We start from the raw sequence: 16,277 nt of genomic DNA, 5'->3' as shown, positions 1-16,277 counted from the left end.
AGAATATAATGCAAGAAAGATTACAAAAGATTATTGCTGCTTCAGGTTATACTTCAAGAAGAAAAGCAGAAGAATTGATATTAGATGGAAAGGTATCAGTTAATGGAAAAATAATTACTGAATTAGGAACTAAAGCTTCAGTTAATGATGTAATAATAGTAAATGGAGTAAGATTATTAAAAGAAAATAAACGTTATTATTTGTTCTATAAACCTGAAAAAGTTATAACTTCAATGTCTGATGAAAAAGATAGACAAGTAGTCAGTGATTTTTTTGAAGATATTGCAGAACGAGTTTTTCCAGTAGGAAGATTAGATTATGACACTTCTGGTGCTTTGATTATGACTAATGACGGAGAGTTTACTAATTTGATAACTCATCCCCGTCATAAAATCAATAAAACTTATATTGCTAAAATAAAAGGACCTATAGAAGAGCGCCACATTCATATTTTACGCAAAGGAGTTATAATTGATAATTCAAAAACAGCACCTGTACAAGTTAAGATTTTAAAAAATAAGAATAAAAGTAATAATACTTTAGTGCAATTAACTATTTTTGAAGGGAAAAATAGACAAATTAGAAAAATGTTTGAAGCTTTAGGGTATGAAGTTGTTAAACTAAAAAGAGTAGCTATAGAGGATTTAACTTTGGAAGGATTGAAAATAGGGGAATATAGACCATTAACAATTCATGAAGTAAAAGTATTAATTAATAAAGCTAAAAATGGTCAATAATAAATTAGGAGAATATTATTATGACAGAAAGAATATTAATAGTTGATGATGATGATAGAATTAGGAAATTGCTAACTATGTATTTAGAAAGAGAAGGGTATATAGTAGATGAAGCTGGAGACGGAGCAATAGGATTAGAAAAATTGAAGAAAATAGAATATTCATGTGTGCTCCTAGACATACAACTTCCTAAGTTGACAGGAACTAAAATACTAAGAGAAATCAGAACTACTAAAGCAACACCGGTTATTATAGTATCAGGAGAAAGTGATGAACAAAGTAGAGTTGATGGTTTTGAGTTAGGCGCAGATGATTATGTAATAAAACCTTTTAGTCCTAGAGAAGTTGTACTTAGGGTTAAAGCTATATTACAAAGAACTAAAAGTAGTGTTTTTTATATTCCTGAATTTAGTGCAAAGGATGTTTTAGTTTTTAACGATTTAATTATAGATGCTAATTCTCACAAAGTAATAGTTAATGGTATAGAGGTAGATTTCGCACCTAAAGAATTTAACTTATTAATATTTTTAGCTAAATCTCCAGATAAAGTATATAGTAGAGAAGAATTGTTAAAAGCTGTTTGGAATTATAATTCTTATGTAGATTTACGAACAGTAGACACACATATAAAAAGAATCAGAAAAAAAATTGAAAAACATTCAAAAGCTGTTTCTAAAATGATAGTAACAGTTTGGGGGACAGGGTATATGTTTGATGCTAGTAAAAATTAATTTAATTAAAAGGAGATCTCAATAAATGACAATTTTTTATAGAAATATTGCTAAAACAGTTAGAATAGTTAGCAGATTAGCTGGAAAAAAAGGAACAGATCTTCCTGGTAAAATATTAAGAAAAATTGATAACAATATTTTGAATAAATTAGCACAAAATTTTGATGAGATAGTATTTGTAACTGGAACAAATGGAAAAACTACTATATCTAATTTAATAGGATACACTTTGAAAAAAGCTGGAGTGAAAATTATTAATAACTATGAGGGTGCTAATATGCTTGACGGTATTATTTCTACCTTCGCTATTCAAACAGATAAAAATACTAAAATTGCTATTATTGAGATTGATGAAGGTTCAATAAAAAAAGTAATGAAATACATTACTCCTACAAAATTTGTATTTAATAATTTTTTTAGAGATCAAATAGATAGATTTGGTGAAATAGATGCATTAATAGCAACTATAGGGGAACAATTAAAAAATAAAGATATACAATTAATTTTAAATATTGATGATCCATTCGTAGCACGTCTATCTGAGTATGGAAAAAATAATATTTACTTTGGTATTGATGTGGAGGCCTATGAATTTAAAAATATAGGTTTAACAGAATCTAAATTTTGTCCTAAATGTGGAGAAGAATTAATTTATAGTCACATTCATTACAGCCAATTAGGTCATTATAAATGTGATAATTGTGATTTTCAGCGAAAAAATTCTGATTATAGTGTAACTAGAGCAACTGTAGATCCATTAATATCATTATCAGTTAATGGTGAAAGTATGTTTTCTACAATACAGTTAGGAAGTTTTAATATTTATAATATTTTATCTGCTTATGCTACATTAAGTACTTTAGGTTTAGATTCTAATAAAATTATCTCTGGATTATCTAGTTATACGTCACAAAATGGGCGTATGCAAACTATATCTGATGGTGGTAATTCTACTACAATTCTTAATTTAGCTAAAAATCCAGCGGGAATGAATGTTTCACTAGATATTGCTAGTACAATAGATAAAAAAGAAAATATTAATTATTTAATAATATTAAATGATAATGGGGCAGATGGTCTTGATATCTCTTGGATATGGGATAGTAATTTTGAAATATTGCAAAATCAAAATATAGAAACTATAATATGTTCAGGAAAAAGAGCCAAGGAATTAGCATTACGTTTAAAATATGCGGATATAAAGGCTAATATTATAGTTAATGAAAATATAAAAAAAGCAGTTAGTAAATTAAAAGTATTAAAAGGAAATTACAATGTAGTTATTCCTAATTATACAGCACTAATAGAAACACAAAAAGAATTAGAAATGAAATAGGTGAATTTATGAATTTAAAGCTTTATCATTTTATGCCAGATAAATTAAATCTGTACGGAGATATAGGAAATGTTATTTCATTAAAAAAACGATGTGAATGGAGAGGAATAACTTTAGATATTGAAAATATAACAAACACTGATGGTGTAAATTTATCAGATTGTGATATGTTTTTTATAGGTGGGGGTTCAGATAGGGAGCAATGCATAGCAACTGAACAATTTTTCAAAATAAAATCGGAGTTGAAATCAGCAATAGAAGATGGAATACCAGGATTAACCATTTGTGGAGGATATCAGTTTCTAGGAGAATACTACAAGACAGCTGAAGGTAAAAAATTAATAGGATTAAATATATTAGATTTTTATACAGAAGCAGCACCTGATAAATCTAGATTGATAGGGAATGTCCTAGTAAATTCAGATAAGTTTGGAACGTTAGTAGGTTTTGAAAATCATAGTGGTAGAACGTATCATAATTATGAAGTATTAGGTAATGTCGAATCAGGCTATGGCAATAATGATACTGATAAAAAAGAGGGATTAGTTTATAAAAATCTTATAGGTACGTATTTACATGGTCCAATATTACCTAAAAATCCTAAAGTTGCCGATTATTTAATTCAAGCTGCTCTTGATAATAAATATGGTAATATTAATCTTACTAATTTGAATGATAGTATAGAAATTGATGCTAATAAATTTATGGCTAACATACTAAGGAGTAGATAATAAAGTAAGTAGGTGTTATCTATAATGATTATAGAATACAAAGAATTTAAATTTCATGATATAGACGAAGTAATTTATTTATATAGAGATGCAGGGTGGTCTAACTATTACAATAATATTTCTATGTTAGAGAATGCTTATAAAAATTCTTTATACATATATGCAGCATATTATGACAATAAATTAATAGGAATTATTAGAGTAGTGGGTGATGGTCATTCTATAGTTTACATTCAAGATATTATTGTCTTAAAAGAATTTCAGAGAAAAAATATTGGTAGTACACTATTAAAACATATATTAGAAGATAAATATAGCAATGTTTATCAAACAGTACTACTAACAGAAAATATAGAAAAAACTAAATTATTCTATGAAAGCTTAAATTTTAAAAATGTTAATGACCTATCTTGTGTTGCATTTGCTTCATTTAAATATTAAAAAATCTAGGAATATTTTTCCTAGATTTTTTATTTCTTATCTACTCATTTCTACAATACAAATTTTTATTTTTTTTATTAATAAAATTATATGACTTTCCTCTAAACAAGAAAATGCTATTCTAATATGTTCTTTATCCATTGCATATACGCCAAATTTATGTTCGTGAAGCAATTTTAGACGAAACTCTTCAGCATCAATTTCTTTTGGTAATTTAATTGTAAAGAAATACCCTGAATTAAAAGGTAAGATAGTTACATATTTAGCTAACTCTTCTTTTATTATTTCTTCTTTTAAAATTTTATAACGACTCTCTATTGTTTTATCATTTAATGATTTTTCTTTTAAATAATTTTCATTTACCATTAATTGTTTTATTGCTTGTTGAGCTATAGTTGAACTTGAAGAAATTGTACTCCTTAAGTAACCTTGTGTTTTTTTTAGTAACATATCTCTTAAATTATTATCTTTAGTGTAATATGTTATAAAGCCTATTCTAAATCCCCAAGCATAAAGTTCTTTAGTTGCCCCGTCCGCTTTAATTATTAAACAGTTTTTATTATCTACTAATTTTTCAATACTATTTAATGTAGAATTTTTATGCTTATCTTCAAAAAATAAACCAAAGTAAGCATCATCACAAATAATTACTATCTTTTTGTTTAAATTATTTTTTAAAAAATCATTAATTATATCAGTTAGTTTTTTAAATTCTAAAGTAGAAGGTGTATATCCAGTTGGATTATTAGGAAAATTAAGTATTATAGTAATTTTATTTTCTTTAATATTAGTAAGTGTTTCTTCAAATGATTTTAAATTATAATTGTTATTATTATCGAATTGTTGATATTTATAAAGTTTATTATTTAACTTAACTGTAAATATTTGTTCATAATTTTGCCAAAATAAATCTGGTAATAATATTGCATCTTTTTTTTGAGTAAATAAATTTGCGGTTAAATCTAATACTTGTGTTATTCCAGTTGTAATGATAGGTGTTGACAAATAATTAGGATTTACATTAGGATTTTCAGATAGTATTTTTTTATGCCATAAATCACGAAGAGTAATTTCTCCAGGTGTAGGTGAATAAGGCAAATAGTCTGTTATATTAAGATTTTTAATAATTTTTTCTAAACTATTAATTTTCATAACTTTTCCATTTTGCATTGCCATACCTATTGTTGCATTAATAGCATTTTGGACATTTTGAGTTTCTTTTGATTGAATAAGTACATCTTGAGGTAGGATCATTTCGTCCCCTAAATTAGAAAAAAAAGTCATAGTTGTTCCTTTCCATAATTTTATAATAAAGTAATTTATATATTTATTATAAAGTTTATATATTAAAAAAGCAATATTGTTATTCTATGAATTAGTTGATTTGTACAATGTTATAAAGTAAAATATTAAATAAATAGTAATACATCTATTTACTATTACAATTTTTAATAGAGGTAATTTATGCAACAATATTTTATTGATGAGAAATTTGAATATAAAAATTTTGTTTTATCTAAAGATGATAGTTTTCATATCATAAAAGTAATGAGAAAAAAAGTTGGTGATAAGATATTTATTGCATTTTCAAATAAAGAAAGATATATATGTAGCATTGAAGATAATAAATTGGACGGAGTTGTAGTTTTTCCAGTAGAGAAAGTAGAATTGTCGACTGAATTGTCAGTACAAATAACTATAGCAATACCGCCTTTGAAAAATGATAAGATTGAATATTTAATTCAAAAATCTACAGAATTAGGAGTTTCAGAGATAGTTTTATTTAATTCTGAGAGAAATATATCTAAAATTAAAGATAGTAAAATTGAAAGTAAACTGACTCGTTGGAACAAAATAGCAAAAGAGGCAGCAGAACAATCTAAAAGAGGAGCTATTCCTACTATAAGTTATAAATCAAGTATAAATGAATTGATTTATAACTATGGTTATTATGATTATAAGATTGTAGCTTACGAAGAAGAAGCTAAAAATATGAAAAATAATAATTTAAAACAATTATTAACCCAAAACTTAGAAAATGGAAAAATTGTTGCAGTGTTTGGAAGTGAGGGAGGATTATCTAGTAAGGAAGTTAATTATCTTAATGATAATGGTTATAAATCTGTTGGACTTGGAAAAAGAATACTTCGTGCAGAAACAGCACCATTGTTTTTTTTGAGTTGTATAGCGTATTTTGTGGAACTAAATTAATAATAAGAGGATTATGATGAAATTAAATTTAACAGCAAGAGAAATATATGAAAAAGAATTTAAAAATAATAAAATAAAAGGATACGATATTGAAGAAGTAAATCATTATTTAGATTTAATAATAGAAGATTATATGAAAGTAGAAAAACTTTTAATAAAATTAAAAGATTTAGAAATAGAAAATCAAAATTTAAAAATAAAAATTAGTGCTTTAAAAAACACAACAAAACAGCAAGATTCACAGCCGCAATCAAGTAATGTAGATATATTACAAAGAATTGCTAGATTAGAGCAAGCAGTTTTTGGAAAATATAATGATTAGATAGGAGTTCTATTAATAATGAACATTTTACAAATAGTTACAGGTGGTATTGCAGCTTATAAATCAGTAGATTTAGCTAGTAGTATGATTAAAGAAGGACATAATGTAAAGGTAGTTATGACTAAAAATGCTACTAAATTTGTTACCGAGTTAACATTTCAAACTATTACAAAAAATAAAGTATATACAGATACTTTTAATGAATTGGATGTAAATGAAATACAGCATATTGATTTAATGAAATGGGCTGATAAAGTTCTTATAGCTCCAGCTACAGCTAATATTATAGCGAAAATTGCTAATGGAATCGCAGATGATTTGGCTAGTACTTTGATATTAGCAGCTAGGACATTTTCTAATATATATTTAGCGCCAGCTATGAATACATTTATGTATGAAAATCCTATAACACAAAGTAATATTTTTAAATTGCGTCAATTAGGTTTTAACTTTATTGAGCCTGCGCAGGGTATTTTGGCATGTGGAGATATAGGCAAAGGAAAATTTCCAGAAAAAGAAGTTATTTTAGATAGTATTTTAGAACCTCAAGTTTTTTCGGGGAAAAATGTATTAGTCACTGCAGGGGCAACTAAAGAGTATATTGATCCTGTTAGGTATATTTCTAACCCGTCCAGTGGAAAAATGGGCATTGCTATTGCAGAAGAATTTGCTAAAAAAGGGGCAAATGTCTATTTAGTAACATCAGCATCTTATAAATCAACATATAAAAATATAAACATTATAAATATAACTACCGCACATGATATGTTTGAAGAGGTAAGAAAGATATTTTCTATTTGTGATATTATTGTTAAATCAGCAGCTGTTTCTGATTATACCCCTTTAATTACTTATGATAGAAAAGTTAAAAAGCAAGAAGGAAATATAGAAATAGAATTTAGACGTACAGAAGATATTTTATATTATTTAGGACAAAATAAGAAAGAACACCAAATTTTAATTGGATTTGCAGCAGAAACTAATAATGTAATTGAATATGCAAAAGATAAGATTAAAAAGAAAAACTTAGATTTAATTGTTGCAAATGATGTTTCTAAAGAAGGAATAGGATTTGTATCAGATGATAATGAAGTATATATAATAGATAAAGAAAATAATGTAGAAAAAATAGAAAAAACTAGTAAGGAAAATATTGCGAAAATATTAGTAGGAAAACTAATGTAAGAGGATAGAAAATTGTATGCAGAAGTAATAGTCGATATAAAAAACAGTAATGTAGATAAAACATTTTATTATAAAATCCCTAATGGTTATACTAATATTTTAGGGTATAGAGTAGGTGTCCCATTTGGAAGTAGAGTAGTACAAGGATACGTTGTTAATGTTGTAGATAAAATAAATTTTTCTTCTGACAAATGCAAAGAAATAATAGAAATAAAGGATAGCTCAGCTATATTGACTAAAGAATTAATACTTCTTTCTAGAGTATTAGCAGATGAATTATATTGTACGCAAATACAAGTTATAGAAGCTATGTTGCCCACAATATTAAAAAATAAATATGTTGAATATTATAAGCTAGTTAACTACGATATAGTGTATAAGAAATATTTTTCTAAAGAAGGTTTAATTCTTAAAAAAGATTTAGAAAACATTATAAGTATAGAGAAGATAGAACTATTACTATCAAAAAGTTACATAAAACTTGTTAATTTAGCTAAGAATCAACTAAAAGAAAAAAACATAAAATATTATATACTTAATAAACAAGAAAATTTAGGTAAATTAACCGCTAAGCAACAAATATTAGTAGATTATTTAAAAGAAAATGAAGAAATAAAAGATAAAGATGTTAAAGATGCTTTAAATATAGGTATATCAGTTGTAAAAAATTTATTACAAAAAAATGTTATCGAAGTAAAGTATAAAGTGGAAAATGAGTATAACAACACTGATATTTACATAAATGAAAATATGTTAAATAAATATCAGTATAACGTATTTAATAAGATTAATAGTGCCTTATCTAATGATAATTTTGATGAATTTCTATTGCATGGAATAACAGGCTCTGGAAAGACTGAAATATATATTCATCTAGTTAAGTCTATACTAGATCTTAATAAAGAAGCTATAATATTAGTACCAGAAATTATTTTGACTCCTCAAATAGAAAAAAAATTTAAAAAAGTTTTTGGAGATAATCTTGCTATCATTCACTCTAGATTAAATAAAACAGAAAAATACTATGAATGGAAGAAGATAAAAGATGGAAAAGTAAAAATCTGTTTAGGTACTCGTTCAGCAATATTTGCACCATTTGAAAATTTAGGACTTATAATTATAGATGAAGAACATGAATCTAGCTATAAGCAAACAGAAACACCTAAGTATGATACTCACGATGTAGCTTACAAACGAGCTTTTTATAATAAAGCAACGTTAGTTTATGCTAGTGCTACTCCTTCTGTTTCTTTATACTACAAATTTAAAGAGTTTAATTCTTCTAATCTTCTTGTATTAGATAAACGATTTAATAATAAGTATCCTACTATGAAATTGACACATTTAGAGAAAAAAGAAGATATAATAAGTAATGAGTTAATTGAAGCAATTAAAGACAAAATTGCTAAGGATGAGCAGGTAATGTTACTTATTAATAAGAGAGGATATACTAATTTTATTAATTGCTTTAGCTGTGGGCATATTTATAAGTGTAAAAATTGTGATATTAGTTTGAACTATCATAAAAAAGATAATTATCTTCAGTGCCATTTTTGTGGTTATTTGCAAAATGTAAAATCTGTAAAGAAATGTTGCAATAAGCCACAACTAGTATCTGGATCTTATGGTATTCAAAAAGTTGAAGAATATCTACAAGAACATATACCTGATGCTATAATAACGAGAATGGATTCTGATACAACTAGAAATAAAGGTTCTTATGAAAGATTATTGACTAATTTTCAAAAGAAAAAGAGTAATATTCTTTTAGGTACACAAATGATTTCAAAAGGATTAGATTTTCCTGATGTAACTTTAGTAGGAATTTTAGCTGTAGATAATTTGATATCTTTTCCAAGTTTTAAATCAAATGAAAAATTGTTTCAACTTTTAGTTCAAACAGCTGGCCGTTCTGGACGTAGTGATAAAGAAGGTACTGTTATTGTTCAAACTAATATAGATAGCAATATAATTGACTATGCAATTAAAAATGATTATAGTGGCTTTTATGATTATGAAATAAACAGAAGAAAATTAATACAATATCCACCATATTTTAATATATCTTTTTTTACAATAAAAGGGTTAGATGAGGATAAAGTATTATTGTCAGCGAAATCAATTTATAATTTTTTAGCAAAACATTACGATAGTACAAAAATATTAGGTCCAACTAAAAGTATTATTTATAAAATTAATAATGAATATAAATATAATATAGCGGTTAGATTTAATAAAGAAGATTATAAAAGTCTTCATAGAATATTGAAATATATTAATAGTTATTTTAAAGATTTTTACAAAAAAGAAAATATATCTATATCTATAGATAATTCAGCACAAGACTATATTTAGAAAATTCTATATAGGTAATTATCCTATATGGAATTTTTTTATAATTTGTTTTTGTATATCTCGCTAATAAACTCTTCCTATAAACAGGAAATATTGATTAATTATGCTTATTTGTAGTATAATTAAATAGATTGTACAAAAGTTAGGAGAGTCTAAAATGAAAAATAAAAAAATTGTGTTTATGGGAACGCCAAATTTTGCAGTGCCTATATTACAAATGTTGATTGAAAATTATAATGTTGAATTAGTAATAACTCAACCAGATAAAAAAGTAGGAAGAAAAAAAATATTAACGCCAACACCAGTAAAAAAACTAGCTTTGGGACATAATATTAGAGTATTACAACCTGAAAAAATATCTAAAGATGAAGAAGTATATAATGAATTATTAGAATTAAATCCGGATATTATTATTACTGCAGCTTACGGTCAATTAGTTCCAGAAAAAATATTATTTTTACCAAAATTAAAATCAATAAATGTACATGGGTCATTGTTGCCTAAATTACGAGGAGGAGCTCCTATTCAATATGCACTGTGGGAAGGTCACAAAGTTACAGGAATAACTATTATGTATATGGAAAAACGCCTAGATGCTGGAGATATGATTTCCAAAATAGAAGTTCCTATTTGTTATGATGATAATTATGATTCGTTACATGATAAATTATCTATAGCAGGACGTGATTTATTAAAAGAGACCTTACCTAAAATATTTAATGAAGAAATTATCTCTGAAAAACAAGACGATACTCAAGCAACTTTTGCTAAAAATATAACACGTGAAGATGAGAAAATTATTTGGGCAGAAAATGCAGAGCAAATATTCAATAAGGTAAGAGCACTAGATTCATCTCCAGGAGCATTTACTTACTTAGACAATAAAGTTTTAAAAATATGGAAAACAGAAATAGCTAATATTAAAGATGAAAGTTACAATGTTGGTGAGATAGTCTATCAAGATAAAGAAGCTATATATGTAAAATGTGGAAATGAAACAACACTAAAAATTTTGGAATTACAATTAGCTGGAAAAAATAGAATAACTACTAAGAATTTCTTATCTAATAAGAAAAATTATATTGGAATTAAGTTAGGTGATATAGATGTCTAAAACTAATGCAAGAGAATATGCCTTTAACATATTAGAAGACATTATAATAAATGATGCATATAGTAATATTGCTATTAATAAAATATTTAATTCTAAACAAATAAATTTACAGGATAAGAAATTTATAACTGAATTAGTATATGGAACTCTGAAAAATAAAATTTACTTAGAACATATACTGAAGCATTATTCTAAAGTCCGTATAAAGTCCAAAGTAAAAGTATTATTAATTATGTCTATTTATCAAATTTTAAATATGGATAAAACTCCTAACTTTGCAACAGTTAATGAAGCAGTAAATATTGCAAAAAAAATAATGGGAAATCATACTAGTAAGTTTGTTAACGGAGTTCTTAGAACAATTATTAGAACTTTTAATGAAAAAAATTTACAATATGATAATGAAAAACAGAAAATTTGTATTGAGAATAGTTGTCCTGAAGAATTATTTAATATATTAGAAAATCAATATGGCTTAGAAATAGCACAAGATATAATACTAGCTTTTAATAAAAAATCAGAGAATAGTATTCGTTATAATCCTATTAAAACAACTAAAGAAAAATTATTAAAATACTTTAAAGATAATAATATAAATGCTAAAGAAAGTGTTATATGTGAAGATTGTATATTACTAAATTCATTAGATTTGAATGATTTATATTTTGAAGAGGGTATGTATACAATTCAAGATGAAGCTAGTTCTCTAGTGGCCTGTGTACTAAATGAAGATAATAAAAGATCTATGGATATTTTAGACACTTGTGCTGCACCCGGAGGGAAAAGTCTTCATATAGCTAGTAAATATTTAAACTCTAATTTAACTGCTTGTGATAAATATATACATAAATTAAATTTAATTAATAAAAATATTGAACGGTTAAATATAGACAATATTATTACAATTAATCAAGATGCAACTAAATTAAATAATAATTTTAAAAATAAATTTGATATTGTAATCTGTGATGTTCCTTGTTCGGGTATAGGAGTAATAAAAAATAAACCAGAAATAAAATATAAAATTACAGATAACTATATACAAGATATTTCTAAAATACAATATTCTATTTTAGAAAATAGCATTAATTACTTAAAACCTAATGGCTTGTTAGTATATTCTACTTGTACGATAGATAAACGTGAAAATGAGTATAATATTAAAAGATTTTTGGAAAAATATCCTAATTTTGTATTAGAGAAAATAAATATAGATAGTATTGTTAGTGAAAAAGAGACAGGAATATTAAATATTCTTCCAAATGAATATAATTGTGATGGTTTTTTTATTGCTAAATTAAGAAAATTGGAGGCATAATGTTAATAACTGAATTAAAAAAATATAAAAAGAGTAGATGGTTAAAAGATTTTGATAAGATGTCTATATATTCATTAAGATTAGATCAATTAGAAAATTACTTAGTATCTATTGGAGAAAAGAAATTTCGTGCAAAACAAATTTATGATTGGTTGTACAAAAAAAGAGTTGCAAGTTTTAGTGAAATGAAAAATATTCCAAAAGCACTTCAAGAAAAATTGGATGCAGAGTTTAAAATTACAATCCTTGAAACATTAATTCAACAAGAATCACAAGATGGAACTATGAAATTTCTTTTTGAATTACAGGATAAATATACTATAGAAAGTGTACTTATGCGTAATAAATATGGGAATTCTTTGTGTGTTACTACTCAGGTAGGTTGTAGGATAGGGTGCACATTTTGTGCTTCTACTCTAGGTGGATTAAAAAGAAATCTTGAAGCTGGTGAGATAGTAGCTCAAGTACTAAAAGTTCAAAAAGAATTGGATAAAGTAGGAGAAAGAGTTTCTAGTATAGTAATAATGGGGATTGGTGAGCCATTTGAAAATTATGATGAAATGATGGATTTTATAAGAATAGTTAATTCAGACGAATCATTTAATATAGGTGCGCGTCATATTACAGTTTCTACATCAGGTATTGTTCCTAAAATTTATGACTTTGCAAACGAAAATATTCAAATTAATTTTGCGGTATCGCTACATGCACCGACTAATGAACTACGTAGCAAAATTATGCCTGTTAATAGAGCTTATAATATAGATAAATTAATGGAATCACTGAAATATTACCAAAAAATAACTCGTCGTAGAATAACTTTTGAATATGGATTAATGGGAATGGTAAATGATCAAGCAGAGCATGCAGAAAAACTTTCTGAAATAATAAAAGATTTAAACTGCCATGTTAATCTAATTCCTATAAACTATGTTCCTGAGCGTAACTATGTTCGAACAAGTAAAAAAGATATTTTCAACTTTGAAAGAATACTGAAAAAGAATAAAGTTAATGTTACTATTAGAAGAACGCAAGGTGATGATATTGATGCTGCTTGTGGACAATTAAGAGCTAAGGAAAGAAAAGATGAGGTAAAAGGAGGTATTCCAGATGCCAGTAGTATATTCGTATAGCTACAATAAAGGACTTAAAAAAACAAAAAATGAAGATGCTATTAACATTGCTAAAAATAACGATAATAATTTAATTAGTATAATATGTGATGGAGTTAGCAGTCATAAAAATTCCTCTTTTTCTAGTAATTATATTGTAAAAGAATTAACTAAAAAATGGAAAAAATCATCTTTTATTAGTTACGATAATATGAAAGATTGGATTTTAGATAATATATTACTATTAAATAAAGAGATAATTAACAAATCAAAAAAACAAAATCAAAAAATGGCTACTACTTTATTAGTAACAATAATTTATGAAGATAAAATATTAATAATTAATGTAGGTGATAGCTTAAGTTATGGCTTAACTACAGATAATAAAATGAAGTTACTAGCTAAAGATGATTCTTTTGTGGGTGTTCTTCTAGATGCAGGTGTAATTACTGCAGAAGAAGCAACAATTCATCCTAAAAGACACACATTAACTCAAGCGATAGGAGTTGATGAAGATATTGAAATTCATATCAATGAAGAAAGTATAGAGAATTTTGATTATATATTAAATTGTTCAGACGGATTAACTACAATGCTTGATGATGAAGAGATTTCTAATATTATAATCAGTGAAGATTTATCAAATGCTGTTAATATGTTAATAGAAAAATCCAATGAACGTGGAGGCGTTGATAATATATCTATATCATTATTTAAGATATTAAGAGGGGTACAAGATGATAGGTAGAATTATATGTGACAGATACAAAATTATAGATCATTTAGGTACAGGAGGTATGGCAACTGTTTGGCTAGCAGAAGACACTATTTTAAATCGACAAGTAGCTATAAAAACATTTAAAATAGATTCGTATGATGAAGATGCTATAAAAAGATTTAATAGAGAAGCAAATGCTGTTACTAGTCTTTCTCATCCTAATATAGTATCTATATACGGGGTTGAAAATGAAGACAACTTTTATTACTTAATATTAGAGTATGTAGAAGGAATGACTTTGAAAGAATATATGTTACAAAATAAAAATATTCCTTTAGAGACAGTTATTCATATAATGAAACAAATTTCAGAAGGATTATCTCATGCTCATAAAAATGGAATAATTCATAGAGATATTAAACCACAAAATATACTGATGACAAAAGATCTTAATTGTAAAATTACAGATTTTGGCATATCAAGAGCCTACGGAGATACTACACTCACTCAAACTAATCAGATGTTGGGAACAGTATATTACTTATCTCCTGAACAAGCTCGAGGGAATATAGCTACAGCCCAAAGTGATATTTATTCATTAGGTATATTAATGTTTGAACTTATAACTGGTAAAATTCCGTTTAAAGGAGAATCGGCGGTTGCTATCGCTCTAAAACATTTGCAAGAAGAATTACCTGATATTGAAAATTATAGACAAGAAATACCTAGAAGTATAAAAAATATTATAAAAAAAGCTACTATGAAAAATCCTAACGAAAGATACGTAAGTGCTAATGAATTAAGAGAAGATTTAGAAACTTCTTTGGATACTAGTAGATTGAATGAAACAGTATATACTGGTTTTTCTAATATCAATAATAACGACCTTGAACAAACTAGAGTACAACAAATAGTTAGTAAACCTAATCAAGTAGAACATATTAGAGAAAATAATATATCTCAAAATAATATTGAACAAAATGATCAAACTAAAATAAATGAAAAAAAATCATCTACTTTTGGTAGAATATTAGCTATAATTTTATTGCTAATATTTATTACAGGAACTTCTATATTCGCATATAATTATTTTGTTGGTAGTAATAAAGTATCCGTTCCAGATGTGAAAAATTTAACTGTTCAAGAAGCTAAATCAGCACTTAATAAAGCAGAGCTTACTGTTGGAGAAATTATAGAAGTTCCTAGTGATAGTGTAAGTAGTAATCAAGTAATCAGTAGTGATCCTTCTGCTGGAAAAAAAGTAAGTAAAGGAAGCAAAGTAAATTTAAATGTTTCTTCTGGTAAAGCTACTATAGAAGTAACAAATTATATTGGTATGACTGAAAATCAAGCCAAAAATGCTTTAGAAAAAGTTGGATTCAAAAATATAACTTTTGAGAAAAGTGATTCTGATACTTATGAAGCAGGGAAAGTTATGGCCCAAAGCATTGAAGCAGGAAAAACTGTAGTACCAAAAGAAACATCTATTACTATAACTATTTCCACAGGAGCAAAAAAAATAACAGCTCCAAATCTAAAAGGAAAAACTCTGACAGAAGCGTATAAAATTGCAGATAATTTAGGAATAAATATTAAAGTAGAAAAATATGAATATAATTCAAATTTCGAAGAAAATCAAATTGCAGAACAACGTACTGAAGAAAATTCTGAAATTAAAAAAGGAGACACTATTTCTGTAGTAGTTTCTAAAGGTAAAGAGCCATTAGTAAAAATAACAATGCCCAATTTTGTAGGGGGTTCACTAAGATCTTTGCAATCATGGGCAGATACTAACAATGTAAATCTAAGTATTTCCTACAATTCTAGTAGTACAAAAAGTGTAGGAACAGTACTATCACAATCAATAAAATCAGGAGAAAGTATAGTTCTAGATAATACAAACTTAGCAGTAACAGTTTCAGGATCTGCCGAAGAAAATAGATAAAATAAAGAGGGAAAAGCTTGT

At 26.0% G+C, this 16,277-nt stretch carries 15 protein-coding genes; 14 read left to right on the top strand and 1 reads right to left on the bottom strand.

Annotated elements, in window-relative coordinates; genetic code table 11:
* Positions 1-8 precede the first annotated feature (8 nt).
* From HZY83_RS06865 to HZY83_RS06845, 5 genes are read left to right on the top strand one after another with little or no spacing between them, the layout of a single operon-like run.
* A complete protein-coding gene (locus HZY83_RS06865; RefSeq protein ID WP_179943304.1) occupies positions 9-737 on the top strand; it encodes a pseudouridine synthase in 729 nt (242 codons plus the stop codon).
* Positions 738-757: 20 nt separating this feature from the next.
* On the top strand, positions 758-1,468 hold the full coding sequence (locus HZY83_RS06860) for a response regulator transcription factor (protein ID WP_179943303.1): 711 nt from the start codon (positions 758-760) through the stop codon (positions 1,466-1,468).
* 25 nt (positions 1,469-1,493) lie between these two features.
* Positions 1,494-2,804, top strand: coding sequence for a Mur ligase family protein (locus tag HZY83_RS06855; RefSeq protein ID WP_179943302.1), 1,311 nt, complete (start codon positions 1,494-1,496; stop codon positions 2,802-2,804).
* Positions 2,805-2,812: 8 nt separating this feature from the next.
* Entirely contained in the window at positions 2,813-3,535 is a 723-nt protein-coding gene (locus HZY83_RS06850) for a type 1 glutamine amidotransferase (RefSeq protein ID WP_179943301.1), read from the top strand.
* A 24-nt stretch (positions 3,536-3,559) separates the two neighbouring features.
* Positions 3,560-3,976 (top strand): GNAT family N-acetyltransferase, encoded by a 417-nt coding sequence (locus tag HZY83_RS06845; protein ID WP_218925365.1) that lies wholly within the window; start codon positions 3,560-3,562, stop codon positions 3,974-3,976.
* 36 nt (positions 3,977-4,012) lie between these two features.
* On the opposite strand, the gene HZY83_RS06840 is transcribed toward HZY83_RS06845, so the two are convergent.
* Positions 4,013-5,260, bottom strand: a complete 1,248-nt coding sequence (locus HZY83_RS06840) for an aminotransferase class I/II-fold pyridoxal phosphate-dependent enzyme (RefSeq protein WP_179943300.1) — start codon at positions 5,258-5,260, stop codon at positions 4,013-4,015.
* A 180-nt stretch (positions 5,261-5,440) separates the two neighbouring features.
* On the opposite strand from HZY83_RS06840, the gene HZY83_RS06835 reads away from it, so the two are divergent.
* The 9 genes from HZY83_RS06835 (at position 5,441) to pknB (ending at position 16,256) form a co-directional block, all read left to right on the top strand.
* Positions 5,441-6,187 (top strand): RsmE family RNA methyltransferase, encoded by a 747-nt coding sequence (locus HZY83_RS06835; RefSeq protein WP_179943299.1) that lies wholly within the window; start codon positions 5,441-5,443, stop codon positions 6,185-6,187.
* A 16-nt stretch (positions 6,188-6,203) separates the two neighbouring features.
* On the top strand, positions 6,204-6,509 hold the full coding sequence (locus HZY83_RS06830) for a DivIVA domain-containing protein (protein ID WP_228098470.1): 306 nt from the start codon (positions 6,204-6,206) through the stop codon (positions 6,507-6,509).
* 18 nt (positions 6,510-6,527) lie between these two features.
* Entirely contained in the window at positions 6,528-7,694 is a 1,167-nt protein-coding gene (gene coaBC, locus HZY83_RS06825) for a bifunctional phosphopantothenoylcysteine decarboxylase/phosphopantothenate--cysteine ligase CoaBC (protein WP_179943298.1), read from the top strand.
* A gap of 12 nt (positions 7,695-7,706) precedes the next feature.
* Positions 7,707-10,049, top strand: coding sequence for a replication restart helicase PriA (gene priA / locus HZY83_RS06820; protein ID WP_179943297.1), 2,343 nt, complete (start codon positions 7,707-7,709; stop codon positions 10,047-10,049).
* 157 nt (positions 10,050-10,206) lie between these two features.
* Positions 10,207-11,163, top strand: a complete 957-nt coding sequence (gene fmt, locus HZY83_RS06815) for a methionyl-tRNA formyltransferase (RefSeq protein WP_179943296.1) — start codon at positions 10,207-10,209, stop codon at positions 11,161-11,163.
* Complete coding sequence (rsmB, locus tag HZY83_RS06810; RefSeq protein WP_179943295.1) at positions 11,156-12,481, top strand: 16S rRNA (cytosine(967)-C(5))-methyltransferase RsmB; 1,326 nt, start codon at positions 11,156-11,158, stop codon at positions 12,479-12,481. The genes fmt and rsmB overlap by 8 nt, the downstream gene beginning before the upstream one ends.
* Positions 12,481-13,614, top strand: coding sequence for a dual-specificity RNA methyltransferase RlmN (gene rlmN / locus HZY83_RS06805; protein WP_179943294.1), 1,134 nt, complete (start codon positions 12,481-12,483; stop codon positions 13,612-13,614). The genes rsmB and rlmN overlap by 1 nt, the downstream gene beginning before the upstream one ends.
* Positions 13,592-14,341 (top strand): protein phosphatase 2C domain-containing protein, encoded by a 750-nt coding sequence (locus HZY83_RS06800; protein ID WP_179943293.1) that lies wholly within the window; start codon positions 13,592-13,594, stop codon positions 14,339-14,341. The genes rlmN and HZY83_RS06800 overlap by 23 nt, the downstream gene beginning before the upstream one ends.
* Entirely contained in the window at positions 14,331-16,256 is a 1,926-nt protein-coding gene (gene pknB / locus HZY83_RS06795; RefSeq protein WP_179943292.1) for a Stk1 family PASTA domain-containing Ser/Thr kinase, read from the top strand. The genes HZY83_RS06800 and pknB overlap by 11 nt, the downstream gene beginning before the upstream one ends.
* Positions 16,257-16,277 lie beyond the last annotated feature (21 nt).

The organism is Gemella sp. GH3 (assembly GCF_013415425.1).
In the GTDB taxonomy this organism is placed as follows: domain Bacteria; phylum Bacillota; class Bacilli; order Staphylococcales; family Gemellaceae; genus Gemelliphila.
The sequence above is the reverse complement of the archived record's forward strand: the minus strand, read 5'-3'. Positions and strand labels throughout refer to the sequence as shown.